Source organism: Flavobacterium cerinum, from assembly GCF_024496085.1.
Classification (GTDB): Bacteria; Bacteroidota; Bacteroidia; order Flavobacteriales; family Flavobacteriaceae; genus Flavobacterium; species Flavobacterium cerinum_A.
In genome coordinates this window covers 3777869-3793337 of record NZ_CP101751.1, presented here as the reverse complement: position 1 = coordinate 3793337, position 15469 = coordinate 3777869, and the positions used below count along the sequence as shown (strand labels likewise).

The 15469-nt window shown below is 37.4% G+C and carries 16 protein-coding genes; 6 read left to right on the top strand and 10 right to left on the bottom strand.

The window, feature by feature from the left end; genetic code table 11:
* Nucleotide 1: 1 nt before the first annotated feature.
* The 3 genes from NOX80_RS17150 to NOX80_RS17140 form a co-directional block, all read right to left on the bottom strand.
* Complete coding sequence (locus NOX80_RS17150; RefSeq protein WP_256551035.1) at nt 2-1273, bottom strand: chloride channel protein; 1272 nt, start codon at nt 1271-1273, stop codon at nt 2-4.
* A 76-nt stretch (nt 1274-1349) separates the two neighbouring features.
* Nucleotides 1350-1721, bottom strand: coding sequence for a VOC family protein (locus NOX80_RS17145; RefSeq protein ID WP_256551034.1), 372 nt, complete (start codon nt 1719-1721; stop codon nt 1350-1352).
* Nucleotides 1722-1737: 16 nt separating this feature from the next.
* Complete coding sequence (locus NOX80_RS17140) at nt 1738-2082, bottom strand: MmcQ/YjbR family DNA-binding protein (protein ID WP_256551033.1); 345 nt, start codon at nt 2080-2082, stop codon at nt 1738-1740.
* A 165-nt stretch (nt 2083-2247) separates the two neighbouring features.
* Between NOX80_RS17140 and NOX80_RS17135 the strand changes: the two genes are divergently transcribed.
* The 6 genes from NOX80_RS17135 (at nt 2248) to NOX80_RS17110 (ending at nt 7973) form a co-directional block, all read left to right on the top strand.
* Nucleotides 2248-4398, top strand: a complete 2151-nt coding sequence (locus NOX80_RS17135; RefSeq protein ID WP_256553035.1) for a TonB-dependent receptor — start codon at nt 2248-2250, stop codon at nt 4396-4398.
* Nucleotides 4399-4531: 133 nt separating this feature from the next.
* Nucleotides 4532-5152, top strand: a complete 621-nt coding sequence (locus NOX80_RS17130; protein WP_256551032.1) for a tetratricopeptide repeat protein — start codon at nt 4532-4534, stop codon at nt 5150-5152.
* A 12-nt stretch (nt 5153-5164) separates the two neighbouring features.
* Nucleotides 5165-6541 carry a histidine kinase gene (locus NOX80_RS17125; RefSeq protein WP_256551031.1) on the top strand — a complete coding sequence of 459 codons (1377 nt, stop codon included), beginning with the start codon at nt 5165-5167 and terminating at the stop codon, nt 6539-6541.
* Nucleotides 6542-6556: 15 nt separating this feature from the next.
* Nucleotides 6557-6862 (top strand): 2TM domain-containing protein, encoded by a 306-nt coding sequence (locus NOX80_RS17120; protein ID WP_256551030.1) that lies wholly within the window; start codon nt 6557-6559, stop codon nt 6860-6862.
* 1 nt (nt 6863) lies between these two features.
* The gene (locus NOX80_RS17115; RefSeq protein ID WP_256551029.1) at nt 6864-7199 is read left to right on the top strand and encodes a 2TM domain-containing protein; all 336 of its coding nucleotides are present in this window, start codon (nt 6864-6866) and stop codon (nt 7197-7199) included.
* An 18-nt stretch (nt 7200-7217) separates the two neighbouring features.
* Complete coding sequence (locus NOX80_RS17110; RefSeq protein ID WP_256551028.1) at nt 7218-7973, top strand: LytR/AlgR family response regulator transcription factor; 756 nt, start codon at nt 7218-7220, stop codon at nt 7971-7973.
* A gap of 10 nt (nt 7974-7983) precedes the next feature.
* Here NOX80_RS17110 and NOX80_RS17105 read toward each other — a convergent pair whose 3' ends face one another.
* The 7 genes from NOX80_RS17105 to NOX80_RS17075 form a co-directional block, all read right to left on the bottom strand.
* On the bottom strand, nt 7984-9006 hold the full coding sequence (locus NOX80_RS17105; RefSeq protein WP_256551027.1) for a COX15/CtaA family protein: 1023 nt from the start codon (nt 9004-9006) through the stop codon (nt 7984-7986).
* A gap of 30 nt (nt 9007-9036) precedes the next feature.
* Nucleotides 9037-10470, bottom strand: coding sequence for a CCA tRNA nucleotidyltransferase (locus NOX80_RS17100; protein ID WP_256551026.1), 1434 nt, complete (start codon nt 10468-10470; stop codon nt 9037-9039).
* A gap of 30 nt (nt 10471-10500) precedes the next feature.
* Nucleotides 10501-11064 carry an L-threonylcarbamoyladenylate synthase gene (locus NOX80_RS17095; RefSeq protein WP_256551025.1) on the bottom strand — a complete coding sequence of 188 codons (564 nt, stop codon included), beginning with the start codon at nt 11062-11064 and terminating at the stop codon, nt 10501-10503.
* Between the two features lie 265 nt (nt 11065-11329).
* Nucleotides 11330-12385, bottom strand: coding sequence for a glycosyltransferase (locus NOX80_RS17090; RefSeq protein ID WP_256551024.1), 1056 nt, complete (start codon nt 12383-12385; stop codon nt 11330-11332).
* 7 nt (nt 12386-12392) lie between these two features.
* Nucleotides 12393-13346 (bottom strand): lipopolysaccharide core biosynthesis protein rfaS, encoded by a 954-nt coding sequence (locus NOX80_RS17085; protein ID WP_256551023.1) that lies wholly within the window; start codon nt 13344-13346, stop codon nt 12393-12395.
* Nucleotides 13347-13666: 320 nt separating this feature from the next.
* The gene (locus NOX80_RS17080) at nt 13667-14314 is read right to left on the bottom strand and encodes a NeuD/PglB/VioB family sugar acetyltransferase (protein ID WP_256551022.1); all 648 of its coding nucleotides are present in this window, start codon (nt 14312-14314) and stop codon (nt 13667-13669) included.
* Nucleotides 14308-15390, bottom strand: a complete 1083-nt coding sequence (locus tag NOX80_RS17075) for a DegT/DnrJ/EryC1/StrS family aminotransferase (RefSeq protein ID WP_256551021.1) — start codon at nt 15388-15390, stop codon at nt 14308-14310. The genes NOX80_RS17080 and NOX80_RS17075 overlap by 7 nt, the downstream gene beginning before the upstream one ends.
* Between the last annotated feature and the right edge of the window lie 79 nt (nt 15391-15469).

The following is a 15469-nucleotide window of genomic DNA, read 5'->3' as shown; positions in this document are numbered from 1 at the left end:
TTTAAACTCGGGAATAACTATAAACAGTATAAGGATAGATCAATTTGGCCGTAGTTTTCGAGATCAGACAAACGATTAGTATCGGGAAAAACAACGTATAATCACCAATCGCTTCACACACTAAAAATAAAGCGGTAAACGGAGCATGGATACTGGCGCTTAACATAGCCGCCATTCCGATAACCATAAAGTTAACCGGTAAAACACCGGCATTAAAATAGGTGTTTAAAACAGAAGCGGTTAACAAACCTAAAAAGGCACCGATAAACAAACTCGGAGCAAATACGCCGCCATCACCACCGGAAACCAAAGTTAATGAAGTGACAATCGGTTTTAAAAGGATAACAAACAATAGTGTTAAAGCGAAAGAAAGGGACAGATTAAAATGTCCCGATTGTGAAATCAGTTCTTTTACGGCGTGATAGCCTTCTCCGTAAAGTTGCGGAAACAGAATTAAAGCCAGACTTACAAAACCGGCTCCGATGATAATTCGGAAATGATGCTTGTCGATTGCAGCAAATTTCTGTTTAAAAAGCATGACGCATCGGTTCAGATAAACCGCATTTACTCCGGCAATCATACCTAAGAGTATCATATAGGGAAGTGCATGCAGATGCCAGGGCAATACATTGATTGAAAAAAGAGGTTGGTTATCTACAAAATACGTAAAGGCAAAGGCTACGGCTACGGCAACTCCGTTTGTCAGTAAAAAAGAACGGGACCATTTTCGGGAGATAACTTCGTAAGCAAAAATCAATCCGGCAATCGGGCTACCGAAAAGTGCTGTAATTCCGGAAGCAATCCCGGCACAAATCAGTTGTGTTTTATAGCGTTTAAACAGATTTTCTTTTTGTTGAACAACCGAACCGATAGCGGCAGAAGCGACTACTGTTGAAACTTCAATTCCGGTGGAACCTCCGAAAATAACCGTAATTAATCCGTTGATAAAATGCGAACTGACTTTATATGCCGGCAGGTGTTTCGTTTTGGAATCGGTACTTTCATAAATTTCCTTTATGCCTTTGTTTTCCTTTTTGCGGAATAAAGTCTGCCTTAAAAAATAAATGATAGAAAAACCCAGTATCGGGAAAAGCAGATATAGCATCCAGTGTTGCCGGGCAAGAGTAAAGAAAATACTTTCGTAATGTTCGGTGATTTTTTTTAATGTGTTACCTAATAGGGCACTTAAAAAACCAATGATAGCGGCTGTAAGAACTAATTTTTGAAAAACAATCAGGCGATGATTTTTCTTGATACGTGTTATTTTTTTCATTTCAAGAGCATAATATCAATTTCGGTACACAAAAATAGCCATTGTGATATGAAAAAACGGTCTTGAAATGTTAAAATTATGGTGAAACAATCCACCACTGGTTGCCGAAAGGATCTTCAAAACCAGCAGTATAACCGTAGTCCTGTTGTATGGGGTGCATAAGGGAAACAGCATTATGCTGCAATGCTTTTTGATAAATAGGGTCGACTTGTTCTACATAAATAAACATGCCGCACGGCCGACAATCAAAATTTTCCGGTTTTTGAGCAAACATGATTACGGCATCAAAAATCCGGATTTCACCATGCATAATGGAACGTTCCCCTTCGCCGGGAACAATCAATTGCTCTTTCGCGCCGAATACTTTTTTGGTAAAATCCAGAAAAGCGTCTGCCTGATCGGTAATGATGTAGGGCATAACCGGTAAATATTGCGTCGGAATTTTCATGATAACCGGTTTTAGATTAGGATATGGAGGCTTGCGTTTTAGCTGGGAGTTTTCCTTTGATCAGTTGATAGGACTGCGCAATAAAATGCTTCCATTCCTCCGGATTTAAACGAGAACTGTCCTCAACCAGTACCCAATTGTACCGAGCCATATAAGGTGCCGGTTTAATTCCTTCCCGGGCTGTGAGTTCTGCAAATTCAGTTTCAGTTACTTTAAATGAAACATTTAGCGGTACACTGTCAAGCGCCATAACACAAAACATTTTATTCGCGATCATAAAACACAGATCGTTGCCCCATTTTATATCCTCGGTAACACCGGGAAAGGACGTGCAAAGAATTTGTAAAGCTTCAATATCCATAGTTCGGTAGTTTGATCTTCTACTAAGTTACGTCATTTTAAAACAAGATATAACGGGTTGGAAAAATAAATCACAATTCATCCCTGAAAAATTACAGTTCGGTATTCTTTTTTAGTAAAAAATAGTGGGCTGTTGCAACTTTGACCTATCAAAAAACAAAAAATGATGAAAACGATACTTACAATTTGTAGTGTTTTATGTTGTCTGATGTTACAGGCACAAACAAAAATTTCCGGAAAAGTAACGGACCAGAAAGGAAAACCGGTAGAAGGAGCTAATGTGTTTATCGAAGGGACTTATGACGGAGCTTCATCCGGTGCCGATGGAACCTTTACTTTCGAAACCGATACAAAAGGCAAACAAATTTTGGCTATCAGTTTTATTATGTTTGAAACCACCCGTGAAACTATTGCTATTGAAACGTATCAACCGCATTCATTTCAATTAAAAGCCAGTGTAAATGCACTGGATAATGTGGTGATTTCGGTAGGATCTTTTCAGGCGGGTGACAATTCGAAGGCTTCCGTTTTAAAACCGTTGGATATTGTTACAACGGCAGGTTCTCCGGGTAATATTATCGGGGCTTTGCAAACGCTTCCGGGAGCACAAATCGTAGGCGAAAGCGGTCGTTTGTTTGTTCGCGGCGGAGAATCGGATGAAACGCAAACTTATATCGATGGTATCCGTGTAGCGCAACCCTATGGTGCTTCAGCAAATAATTTACCAACCCGCGGTCGTTTTTCTCCTTTTTTGTTTAGCGGAATTTCATTTACAACCGGTGGTTATTCAGCCGAATTCGGTGACGCTTTATCCAGTGTATTGCTAATGAGTACGATTAATGAGCCGGATCAGGAAAAAACAGATGTTTCTCTTATGACAGTTGGCTTAGGTGTCGGACATACAAAGAAATGGGAAAAAGGATCTTTTAGTATCAATACATCTTATATCAATCTGGAACCCTATCAAAAAGCAATTAAACAAGATGTAGACTGGAACAAACCGTACCAATCCATGTCGGGTGAAATGGTTTTCCGTCGCCAGTTTAAAAACGGATTGTTTAAACTGTATTCCGCTTTCGATTATGCTAATTTCGACCTGAATCAAAAGGATATCAATTATGAGGATCCGATCCGTGTAGCGACTCAAAATAATAATTTATATGTGAATGCTTCTTATAAAGGGAATTTCGGTGCTAACTGGACGCTTCAAACCGGAATCGGTTACGGTTATAGCCTGACTAAAACGGATTTGAACGCTAATTTTTTAAAAGATCAGGAAAATGCAGCGCACCTGAAACTGAAATTAGGTAAAAAGTTTTCAAATAGCATAAAATTAATTTTCGGAGGGGATTATTTTACGACCGATTTCAATGAAAATTACCGTCAGCTATCCAATGAATTCAAAACAGGATATACCAGTAATATCGGCGCTTTATATGCGGAAACGGATATTCTTTTATCATCTGATTTTGCTGTAAAAGCGGGTGTTCGCGGAATGTACAGCGATTTGATTGCAACGTCAGTATTGGAACCGAGAGTGTCATTGGCCTACAGAACGAACAAAAACGGACAATTGTCGCTGGCTTATGGTGATTTTCATCAACTACCGAAACAGGAATACCTGAAATATACTTCGAATTTTGAACCGGAAAAGACAGCCCATTATTTATTGAATTATAGCTATAACCCGAACGGAAGAACCTTACGCGCCGAATTGTATTATAAAGATTATGCCAATCTGGTAAAGTACAATACCGTTACACCGCAATACAGCAGTCTGTTTACGAATAACGGAACAGGTTATGCACAAGGTTTCGACTTGTTTTGGAGAGATAGTAAAACCTTTAAAAACCTGGATTATTGGGTATCCTATTCCTATATCGACAGTAAAAGAGATTATAAAAATTATACCGATAAAGTAACGCCTAATTTTATTGCAAATCATACCCTTTCGATAGTTGGTAAATACTGGATTAATGATTTGCGCTCGCAGTTGAGTGTGACGAATAGCTTTGCTACGGGACGTCCTTATAATAACCCGAACGAAATCGCTTTTATGAACGGAAAAACAAAAAGCTATAATAGTTTGAGTTTGAGTTGGGCCTATCTGTTATCCCAACAAAAAATATTGTATTTCTCGGTTTCAAACGTACTGGGAAGCGATAATGTATTTGGATATCAATATGCTAATTCACGGGATGTAAGCGGACAGTTTCAGCGTCAGGCGATAGGACAACCGGCAGATCGTTTCTTCTTTGTCGGATTCTTCTGGACCATCAGTCAGGATAAGAAATCGAACCAATTGGAGAATCTGTAACAGTTCATCCTTCAAAAACAACAGTTGAGTCAGTATTAATTTTAAAAGACAACCGGTCAAAATACCTTTGAAGTGTTAATTAAAGTTTCAATCATCAAAAAATAAATCACTAACCAACAAAAAAACAATAATCATGACAAAATTTATCACAACAGTAGTTTTATTCGTTTGCAGTATAGCATTCTCACAATCGCAATATGAACAAGGAATGACCAAAGCGATGGGCTTGTGGAAAGACGGAAAATCAACAGAAGCAAAAGCACTTTTTGAGCGAATTGCTTTAGTCGAAAAAGACAACTGGCTTCCGAATTACTATGTAACCTTGATCAATACATTAGAAGCATTTGGAAATCCCGACAGAGAAAAAATTCCGACTTTATTAGAAAAAGCACAACAAGCCGAAAATGAAGCCAGTGCAATTAGTCCGAATAACCCGGAGCTTTTGGTAACACAAGCATTAATTTATACGGCATGGATAGTATATGATCCGCAGTCCAACGGAATGAAATATACCGGAAAAACAATGGAACAGTATTATAAAGCGTTGGCATTGGCACCGAATAATCCGAGAGTAGTGTATTGTAAAGCTGAATTTGAAATCGGAGGGGCTAAATATTTCGGAAAAGATACAAAGCCTATGTGCGCGCAGATTGAGAAATCAATTAATCTTTTTGCTACTTTTAAACCGGAATCGGTATTTCATCCGAACTGGGGATTGGACAGAGCGCAGGAATTATTAAAAGCCTGTAAATAATAAATACGTCGGATGAGGCATAATCCAACGGACAAACGAAAAGCAAATATGAATCTTTATCTGAAACATTTTTTAAGAGCTATAGGGCTGGGTATCGCAATCATTTTAGTATTGCTTTTCCTTCGGTGGCTCAATGGAAACCCGGTAACTATAGATCATAGTTTTTGGCTGAGTGTCGAATTTACGATGCTGTACACCGTGGTATTATATATGGCTAATATGGTCGTGTTTATTGTGTTGGATCGAATATTTGTACAAGATCGATTTGCTGTAAAAAGAGTGTTTATCGGATTTGCCGCTTCCTTTATAATTTCAATCGGTGTGATATTTCTGTTACGGGCTTTTGAAGAAATGCGTTTTACCGGATTATCGTTTCAGGAATTTTTAGCCAAAGAAAGTCCCCGGAATTATATCGCATCTGTTATCATTACGTTTATCATTGCTCTGATTATACATATGGTCTACTTTTACCGGGCCTATCAGGAAAACCGGGTAAAACAGCAAAAGATCATCGCCGGAACGGCTTCCGCCAAATTTGAAAGCCTGAAAAATCAGATTGATCCTCATTTCTTATTTAACAGTCTCAACGTACTAAGTTCTTTGATTGAAGAAAACCCGGATAATGCCCAGCGATTTACATCGTCGCTATCCAAAATTTACCGTTATGTACTGGAGCAAAAAGATAAAGAACTGGTGAGTGTGGAAGAGGAGCTGGCATTTGCGAAAACGTATATGAATTTGTTGAAAATGCGTTTTGAAAACAGTATTTTTTACGAACACCCGGAAAAATTGCAAAATCCGGATGCTAAAGTTGTTCCGCTATCCTTGCAATTATTATTAGAGAATACAATAAAACACAATATCGTTAGCGAGCAAAAACCATTGCATATACGGATATTCGAACAGAACAATTATCTGGTGGTACAGAATGATCTGCAAAAAAAAGAAGTTTTAAAAGATCGGCAGGGTGTGGGACTGCAAAACATTATCGACCGTTATGCGATACTGACCGATCGTCAAGTGAATATTGATCAAACTGAAAAAAAATTCACGGTACAATTACCAATGTTAACCAAGCAAATCGGTATTATGGAAACGTATGAAAAACACGACGATACGGCTTATTACAGAGCCAAAAAGAAAGTAGAAGCTTTAAAAGGATTTTATGGAAATTTAATGTCTTATTGTATAGTGATCCCGTCCCTGATATTTATTAACCTGTATTTTTCACCCGGTTTTCAGTGGTTTTGGTTCCCGATGCTAGGCTGGGGAATGGGACTTTTTATTCACGGATTTAGTGTTTTAGGTTACGGAGCCAGTTGGGAGGAACGCAAAATCAGAGAATTGATGGAGGAACAGGATAATAACAGTAAAAAGAACTGGAAATAAGTAAAAGAAACAAACATGGAACGCAATTATAACGAAGAAGAGCGATACCGTATCGCTAAAAAAAGAGTCGAGGAGATCAAAGGTTTTTACGGAAATCTAACGGGCTATATCGCAGTGAATATAACGCTCTTAATCATCAATTTGCTAACTTCACCGGAGCATTTGTGGTTTTTTTATCCGATGATCGGATGGGGAATCGGGGTGGCTTTTCACGGAATGAAAGTATTTAACTATATGCCGTTTTTAGGACGTAACTGGGAAGAGCGAAAAATGAAAGAATTTTTAGAAGAAGAACAAAAAGGCAAACAAAACTGGAGTTAAGATGGCTAGGAAATACCGTTCATGGGAAGAACAATACAGTGAAGATAATCGTTACGAGGCTGCTGTAAGAAGAGTAAAACGGATCAAAGGATTTTATACACACCTTTTGGTTTATCTGCTTGTCAATGCATTTATCGTATTTCTGAATATTCAGGATATGAAAGAAGGGGAAAGCTATTTTCAGATTAAAAACTTCTTTACTGCGATTTGTTGGGGAATAGGACTTTTAGCACACGGAATCCGGGTTTTCGGATATGACCTTTTTTTCGGACAAAACTGGGAAAACCGCAAGATCCGGGAATATATGGATAAAGAGAAAAAAGAAAAATGGGAATAACTGCCAAATAGCAATACGATGAATATTATAATTATTGAAGATGAAAAGCCGGCTGCAAGATTGTTGCAACGTAAAGTGGAAAAACTGGGTTTAAAGATTAATACGCTGTTGCATTCGGTTGAAGAATCGCTGGAATGGTTCCGGAATAACACGCATCCGGATCTTATTTTCCTGGATATTCAGCTTTCGGACGGATTGTCATTTGAAATTTTTGAAGCTATTGATATCAAAAGTGCTGTTATTTTTACCACTGCCTATGATGAATATGCTTTAAAAGCATTTAAACTTAACAGTATTGATTATCTGCTAAAACCGATTGATGAAGATGATCTGGAATTTGCACTGAATAAATTCCGACAACGAAACCCGGAACCACAACACTTAGCGTTGGATTTTGAAATGATCAAAAAAATGTTGGTCACTCCGGCGGATAAGAGTTATAAAAAACGATTTACTGTTAAAATCGGACAACAACTAAAAGTGATTCCAATTGAAGAAGTGGAATGCTTTTTTAGCGAAAATAAAGGAACATACGTTCATACTACTGATAACAGAGATTATCTGTTGGACCAGACACTGGAACAACTGGAAACGGAACTGGATCCGAAAGACTTCTACCGCGTAAGCCGGAAATTCATTATTCCGATGCGGGCGATTAAAGAAATTGTCTTATACAGTAACTCCCGGTTAAAAGTAGTTCTACCGACTTATAAAGGCGATGAGGTCATCGTAAGTCGGGAACGGGTTAGTGATTTTAAAGAATGGATCGGTTAGGATCCATTTTTTATTGGATCCCATTTTGTTTACGGGTTTCAAGAATCATATAGAATTGAACGCCAAATAAGATGGAAGCCAATACCAGGTGAATCGCCTGACTACCGAATGGAAAATGTAGATAATACATCGCAATACCGGAAATAATTTCAAGCGCCAGTAAAAGGATAACCCAGTTGATTTTTGAAAAACCCAATCCAAGTCTTTTATTGCGTAGATAAAGAAATAAATTGGCTAAAAATACCACAAAAGAGAAAGTTCGGTGGAAGTAAAAACTGATTTCCGGATTACTTAACCAAAGGGTTTCATTACCAATACCTGATTTTACCTGTTCGTCGACAAACTGACGTACCTGTGTTCCTAAAACAACCTGAACCAGTGTTAAGGCAAGTGCTATCCAAAGGATATTCCGGAACATCGGATTGAAAATTTTATCGGATGAAACCGGTTTTGCCAGACGAATAATATAAAGTATAACAGCAACAATAACCAGTGCCATCACCATATGAACCGTAATTTTAACCGGATTTAAAACGGAATAAACTACCGTTGCACCTAGCCAGGCCTGAAATCCCATCATAAAAACGACAAGCCAGGATAATAATGTGATCTTCTTACTCTGTTTCCAAAGTGAAAAAGAAGCAATAGCCATAATAAAACAAGCGAGTCCGGCTACAGCACCGGTAAGTCGGTTGATGTATTCTGTCCAGGTGTGTGAAGCATTAAAAACGGCATAATCGTGCTTGGTGTATTTTTCCCAGTGATCCGCTTCAAATTCAGTTCCGGTTGTAAAATTATCTTTGGCAACCAGAAGACTTTGCTCTTTAATAATCACTTGTCCTTTTTTAAATTCCCGGTTTTCACTCCAGGTTAATTCTTTAATATCAGTTGGCGGTATATAATATCCAAAACATTTCGGCCAATCGGGACAACCCATTCCGGAACCGGTCATACGAACCAGTGCTCCGGCTACAATTACTAAATAGACTAATACTAAGGCCGTTTTTGCGATGGAGGTGAAATGTTTTTTCATTTTATATGCTTTTACTATCGTTTCCGAAGTTTATTCGGTTGCTTTTTTTAATCCTAATTTTGAAGCTCTTTCCATCATAAAATCATAAGCCGGTTGGTATTCGTTCGGGATTTCTCCTTCGAGTATGGCTTCTTTTATGGCTTCTTTTAAAACCCCGATTTCACGTGAAGGTTTCAGATTAAAAATAGCCATGATTTCTTCTCCGGAAATAGGAGGTTGGAAATTACGAACATGGTCGCGTTCTTCTACCTCGACAATCTTCTGACGGACAATTTTAAAATTATTATGGTATTTTTTGAATTTAGACGGATTTTTAGTCGTAATGTCGGCTTCACATAATGTCATTAGATTTTCTACATCTTCTCCGGCATCGAAAACCAGACGACGAACGGCAGAATCGGTAACAATATCCTGAGCCAATACAATCGGTCGGGAACTCATCATTACCATTTTCTGAACAAATTTCATTTTGTGGTTTAACGGCATATGTAAACGTTCAAATATTCTTTTGACCATTTTGCCGCCTAAAAATTCATGTCCGTGGAATGTCCATCCTTGTTTTTTATTAAAACGTTTTGTCGGTGCTTTTCCGATATCGTGAAGTAAAGCCGACCAACGTAACCATACATCATCTGTATTCGGACAAATATTATCGACTACTTCCAGCGTATGATAAAAATTGTTTTTGTGGGTATGACCCTCTATTTCTTCAACCTGATTTAAAGCGGTTAATTCCGGAAGGATAATGTCCAGTAACCCGGTTTGATATAATAACAGGAATCCGATGGAAGGTTTTTCTGAGGATAAAATTTTGTTTAACTCTTCTACGATACGCTCTCCGGAAATAATAGTAATCCGGTCTTTGTTTCGGGAAATGGAATTTAGAGACTCCGTTTCGATAGTAAAATTAAGTTGCGAAGCAAAACGAATCGCACGCATCATACGCAATGGATCATCAGAATAGGTGATATCCGGATCCAAAGGTGTTTTGATAATTTTGTTTTCCAGATCGGTTAATCCGTTAAAAGGATCGATCAGATCACCGTAATTTTCTTCATTTAACGATAAAGCCAATGCATTGATTGTAAAATCACGACGATTTTGATCATCTTCAAGTGTGCCGTTTTCCACAACAGGATTACGACTGTCGAAATGATAGGATTCTTTACGGGCGCCAACAAATTCGATATCCATGTCTTCATAGCGAAGCATCGCCGTTCCGTAGTTTTTGAAAACCTGTACTTTTGGATTATGCGGGATCAATTCGGATACTTTTAAAGCCAGTTCGATACCACTGCCTACAGCTACGATATCGATGTCCTTTTTATGATTGCGTTCCAGAATCAAATCTCTTACAAATCCGCCGATAACATAGGACTCGACTTGTAATTCTTTAGCCGCATTGGAAATAATTTCAAAAATTTTTGACTGTAATGCCTCTTTATATGAAGTTTGTTTTTTCATTAATCGTAACTGCGTTCGCAGGAAACCTGTTTATTTTCGTATAATTTTTACCTCACTGTTCCCAGACAGTTTGATGATGGTCGACGGTTTTCCGCCGATTTTATCGTGGTGCAAATTTACAACATAGTCAACGCCTTGCAAAATTGCTGGGCTTATTTCTTTAAATGATTTTGGTGTCGGTTCACCGCTGATATTCGCTGAGGTTGAAACCAACGGTACTTTCATCCGTTCCATCAGTTTAAAGCAGAATGGTTCTTTAACGATTCGCATTCCTAATGTATTATCCTGTCCGATAATATTAGGCGCTACATTTCGCGGATTATCCAGGATTAAAGTTGTTGGTTTTTCAGAAAGATCCAGGATTTGCCAGGCTACTTCAGGTATGTCTTTAAAAACATTGTATACCATGCGGTCACCGTTCATCAGTACGATCATACTTTTGCTTTCTTCCCGTTGTTTAAGCGCGTAAATTTTTTTTACTGCTTCCGGGTTGGTGGCGTCACATCCGATTCCCCAAACCGTATCGGTAGGATATAAGATGATTCCTCCGTTTTTGATGACTTCATATGCTTTATGAACTTCTTCTGCAATCATTATCTTGTCTTTAAAATTATAGCAATTTATGCTTTTTCAGAATAAAGTGAATTAGATTCGGAAAAGGAGTTTTAAAGCAAAATTGAGTATTGCTGTATTTTAAAACTTTTCGATATGGAAATGACTTTCCCGTTTCTAATGCAAAAATAAGATCAAAAAACTACTACCCCAACAATTAGGAGATCCTTTTTCAGATTTATTTTAAGGAATAGATAAACAAATGTTACAATTGATTCGTAGCAATGAACAACAATGTATGGGCTGATCAATATGAGTTGATGATCGCATTCCATGTATTGACAACGTCCTGCTCTTCATGATCGAGATTATATTGACCCAGGATAAATTGTGACGCTTTTTTTTGTTTATCTGTAAAAACACCCGGTTCTTTTTCAAACAGCAAAATAACATCTTCTATTTTTCGGACAAAAGCAATGATATTCCGATCTTCGATAGGATAGGAAAAATCAGGATTAAAATATTCTTTACCGGCTCGTCCCGTATATCCGATAACAATGCAGCCACAAGCCATGGCTTCAGCAGGTGGTAATCCGAATCCTTCAATGTGATTAAAACTTAAGAAAATATGACTTTCTCTCATGATTTGGGCAACTTCCTGTTCGTTTTTATTATCAATGCTAACCAGTGACCAGTCTTGTAAACTATTTCGGTATTTTAAGATGTTTACAATCTGAGTAATATCATCTTCGAGTTTACGAGGCATAAATGCAATTTGTTTTTTCTTTTGCGGATTGTAATAGAATTTTTGATTATCAATACCGAGGCGTATCCGGTGCATGGAAATCCCGGGAGCAGCAAACGATAAATAATTTTTAGAATCTTTTGAAACAACAATGGTCGCTAGAATATTTTGATTGTAATATGGATTTTCCTGAGCAGAACTATCAATCGAATTGTTTATAAAAGTGTAATAACAATTTTGATTAAATATTACTTTTGGGACATCAATCTTTATTTTATGTATACTCTGACTGAAGATTTCGGGAAAGACGAGGATGGCATTATCATTGAGTTTCGGAGCGAATATACGCTGGAAAGTATAAACAATAGTAGTATAAAATCGCTTTAAGAATGAGGCTTTGCGTTTGTTTATTCCGGAACGGATTTGCATAAACAACGGGTAGTTATATTCTATTTGAGTATTATTGTGAAACCATTTTTGGCGAAAATTTCTTTTTTTATGAAGAATTACAGCATTAAAACCGTTTTTATTTAAAATATCTACTTGTTTATAGAGTTGTTTGATTCCTCCGATTGGTGCTTTATTATCAGGGCAGATAAAATAGATCTTTCTTTTCATATATTGTTTAAACATTTAAAAGGGATTCAATCCAATTTTTGAGGCTGTATTTATTTCGGATTTCAGTTGGAATTTCCTGATAAGGAGTATTTAAAAAAGACTCCGGTATTTTCGTTGTAGTATCAGTCCAGATAAAAATATTATCCGGATTGTAGAAGTCATAGTTCCTGATATGCCTATTGGTTGTGATTAGCTTTTTTCGGAAACCCATAGCTTCAAACGGACGAAAGGACAAACCGGTTTGGTTTTCATGATCTACGTCCAGAAGGATACGGGTATTAGCGCTGTAAGTGATGGATTCCGGAAACGGAATAGCTTTTTGGATAAAGGAGATCGTGTCGGAAGTATGTGTTTTTATAGTGTTCCGATCTTTTGATAAAAACAGTGCTTTAGCTTTTATGCCGGACCGACTTATTTGATTAATAATGTATTTAATCTTTTCAAAGCGTTTGTCATAGGTACCCAAAAAGAAAACATCATGTTCCGGTTTCGAAGTGATATTCTCCGCAAAATAAAAATTATGAATCCGTTTGATTTTATATTCAAGACAATCTTTCTCGTCAAAACTATAATGAATATCAAAAAACGGAATGGTTTCTTTTTGGCCTTTTATTTTATCAAAACTATCCCAATAATGGACAATAGAGCGTTTGGCCTTACCTGAAATAAAAGAGAGCATGTCGGAAGAGAAAATATCCGGACGATTGATATAAAGGAGATCGTATGAATCATAACGATTAATGGATTCGATAATTTTTTTTTGAAAATAAAGTTGCTTGCCGTTTTTTCTAAAAAACAATTTTTGAAACAAATGAAGCAGACGTTTCCAAACATTTCTATGCATAGAGCCACTGGAAAATACCATAACGACTTCATAATCGCTGTACTCCTGAAACCCTTTTAAAACAATCTTATAGAAATCATAATGATCCGGAGCGATATATAATAAACGTTTTTTCATTTTTGATTTTTCAGCGCTTTAAACAATCAATAAGTCTTGATTGATAAAAGTCGAATTTGAAAAATCAAAATTAGGGTATGACCTAATGTTATATCGTATCGTTGGATGGAATGGTAAGGAAAATGAACGAAAAGAATAGTTAAAATTCAGATAGTTACATTTTTAACTATCCGGATTTATAAAACCTATTGATAACGTTCTTTTATTTGGTAGCGGATACGATCGATCGTGCAGTATTTTGGAGTAACAGCTCTGATACTTAATTGAGCCAAAGAAAAATGATAATCACTTTTCTTGCGGTTGTTTTGGTATAGTAATCGCTAAAAAGGCAATTCGGGAAGTATTTTTTTGATCACAGCCGGAACGCCTGCTGCCATACAATTATCCGGTAAATCTTTAGTAACCACAGCACCGGCAGCAACTACAACATTATTCCCAATCGTTATTTTAGGCAATATCGTGGCATTGGTACCGATCGCACAAAAAGATCCGATCGTACAATTACCGGTTATATTAACGCCGGGTGAAATTTCAGTAAACTCCTTAATATGACAGTCATGACTTATAGTACAATTAAGGTTGATCAAAACACCTTGTTCGATAGTAACACCATTGGTAATAACGGAACCGGTCATAATATTACATCCGATTCCGATTTGATTACCGAAAGTACCGATTGATGTTCTTGAACATATTGTTGACGTAAAAATACCGCCGATTGCGATAAATTTATCATGAAGTCGTTTGCGCAATATCGGGTTTCCGATAGCTAACGTAAAACGATTGTCGGTTTCCTGTAAATAGGTTTGCGCATCTGCCAGATTGGTAATAATCGGGAAAAGTGCATATAATTTATCCGGAAGATCGGTACTGACATCATCATAAAAAACCAGATTTTCACTCAGACCGTCCCGGTGAAGGACTTCCAGAATTTCTTTGGCAAACCCTTTCGCTCCGATTACTAGCATGCGTTCTGATTGATTATAGCGGTTATTTGTTCTAATTCTTCTGTAGTCAAGCCGACATAAAGCGGTAAAGAGAGTATGCGTTTTGCTACTGATTCTGAAACCGGCATGGTCTGATTTGGTTGATCAACGTATTCAATCGTATTAAGCGAAGGATAGAAATACCTTCTCGGAATAATGTTTGCATAGTTAAGTGCCTGCTGTACTTTTAATAAAATCGCTTCCGAAGGCAAAATAACAGGGTAATAACTGTAATTCCAGGTTGTATTGTTGCGAATGGTCATGGTTTTCAATTGGTTGAAATCCAGATTTTCGTTGTAATAATCAACTACTTTTTTTCTTTCGGATAAGATGGTTGCCATATGCGGTAAAACAGCCAGTCCCATTGCGGCTTGTAGTTCCGAGATTTTTGCATTAATCCCTAATCCGTGAAATTCCAGTGGTCCGTTATGCCCGAAATTATGACTGTAAAACAATTGATGAAAAAGTGTTTTATCCTGACAGAACATTGCTCCGCCTTCCCCGGTATGAAATAGCTTGGTCGCATGGAAACTACACGTGCTCACATCTCCGTAGTTGAATAGGGAAGTACCTTTATAGGTAACACCAAACGAATGAGCCGCATCGTAAATTACTTTTAAATTGTGCTTTTTAGCGATGGCTGCAATGGCTTCGACTTCACACGGATTCCCGAAAACATGCGTTGCCAGAATAGCCGTTGTTTTGGGCGTTATTGCCGCTTCGATTTTGGTTTCATCAATCGTCAGGTAATCCGGATGGATATCCACAAAAACCGGAGTACAATTTTCCCATATAATTGAGGAAGTTGTCGCGACATAGGAAAAAGGTGTCGTAATAATTTCACCCTGATTTCCCAGTATTTTCAAGGCAATTTGCAACGGTACGGTACCGTTATTTGTGATAATGATATTTTCGGTTGACAAATAACCGTTTAATTTTTGTTCCAGCTCCAGTACCAGCTCGCCCCGGTTAGTAAGCCATTTGTTTTTCCAAACCCGTTCGAGTTGTTTTTCGTATTCTTTTAAATCAGGGAAAAAGGTTTTGGTTACGGTTATCATTACTGTAGGGTTTGTCAAATTTTTATCGTTTAGAAATGAACTTAATAGTTACATTTGTGCTGTAAAAATATAAAAAGTT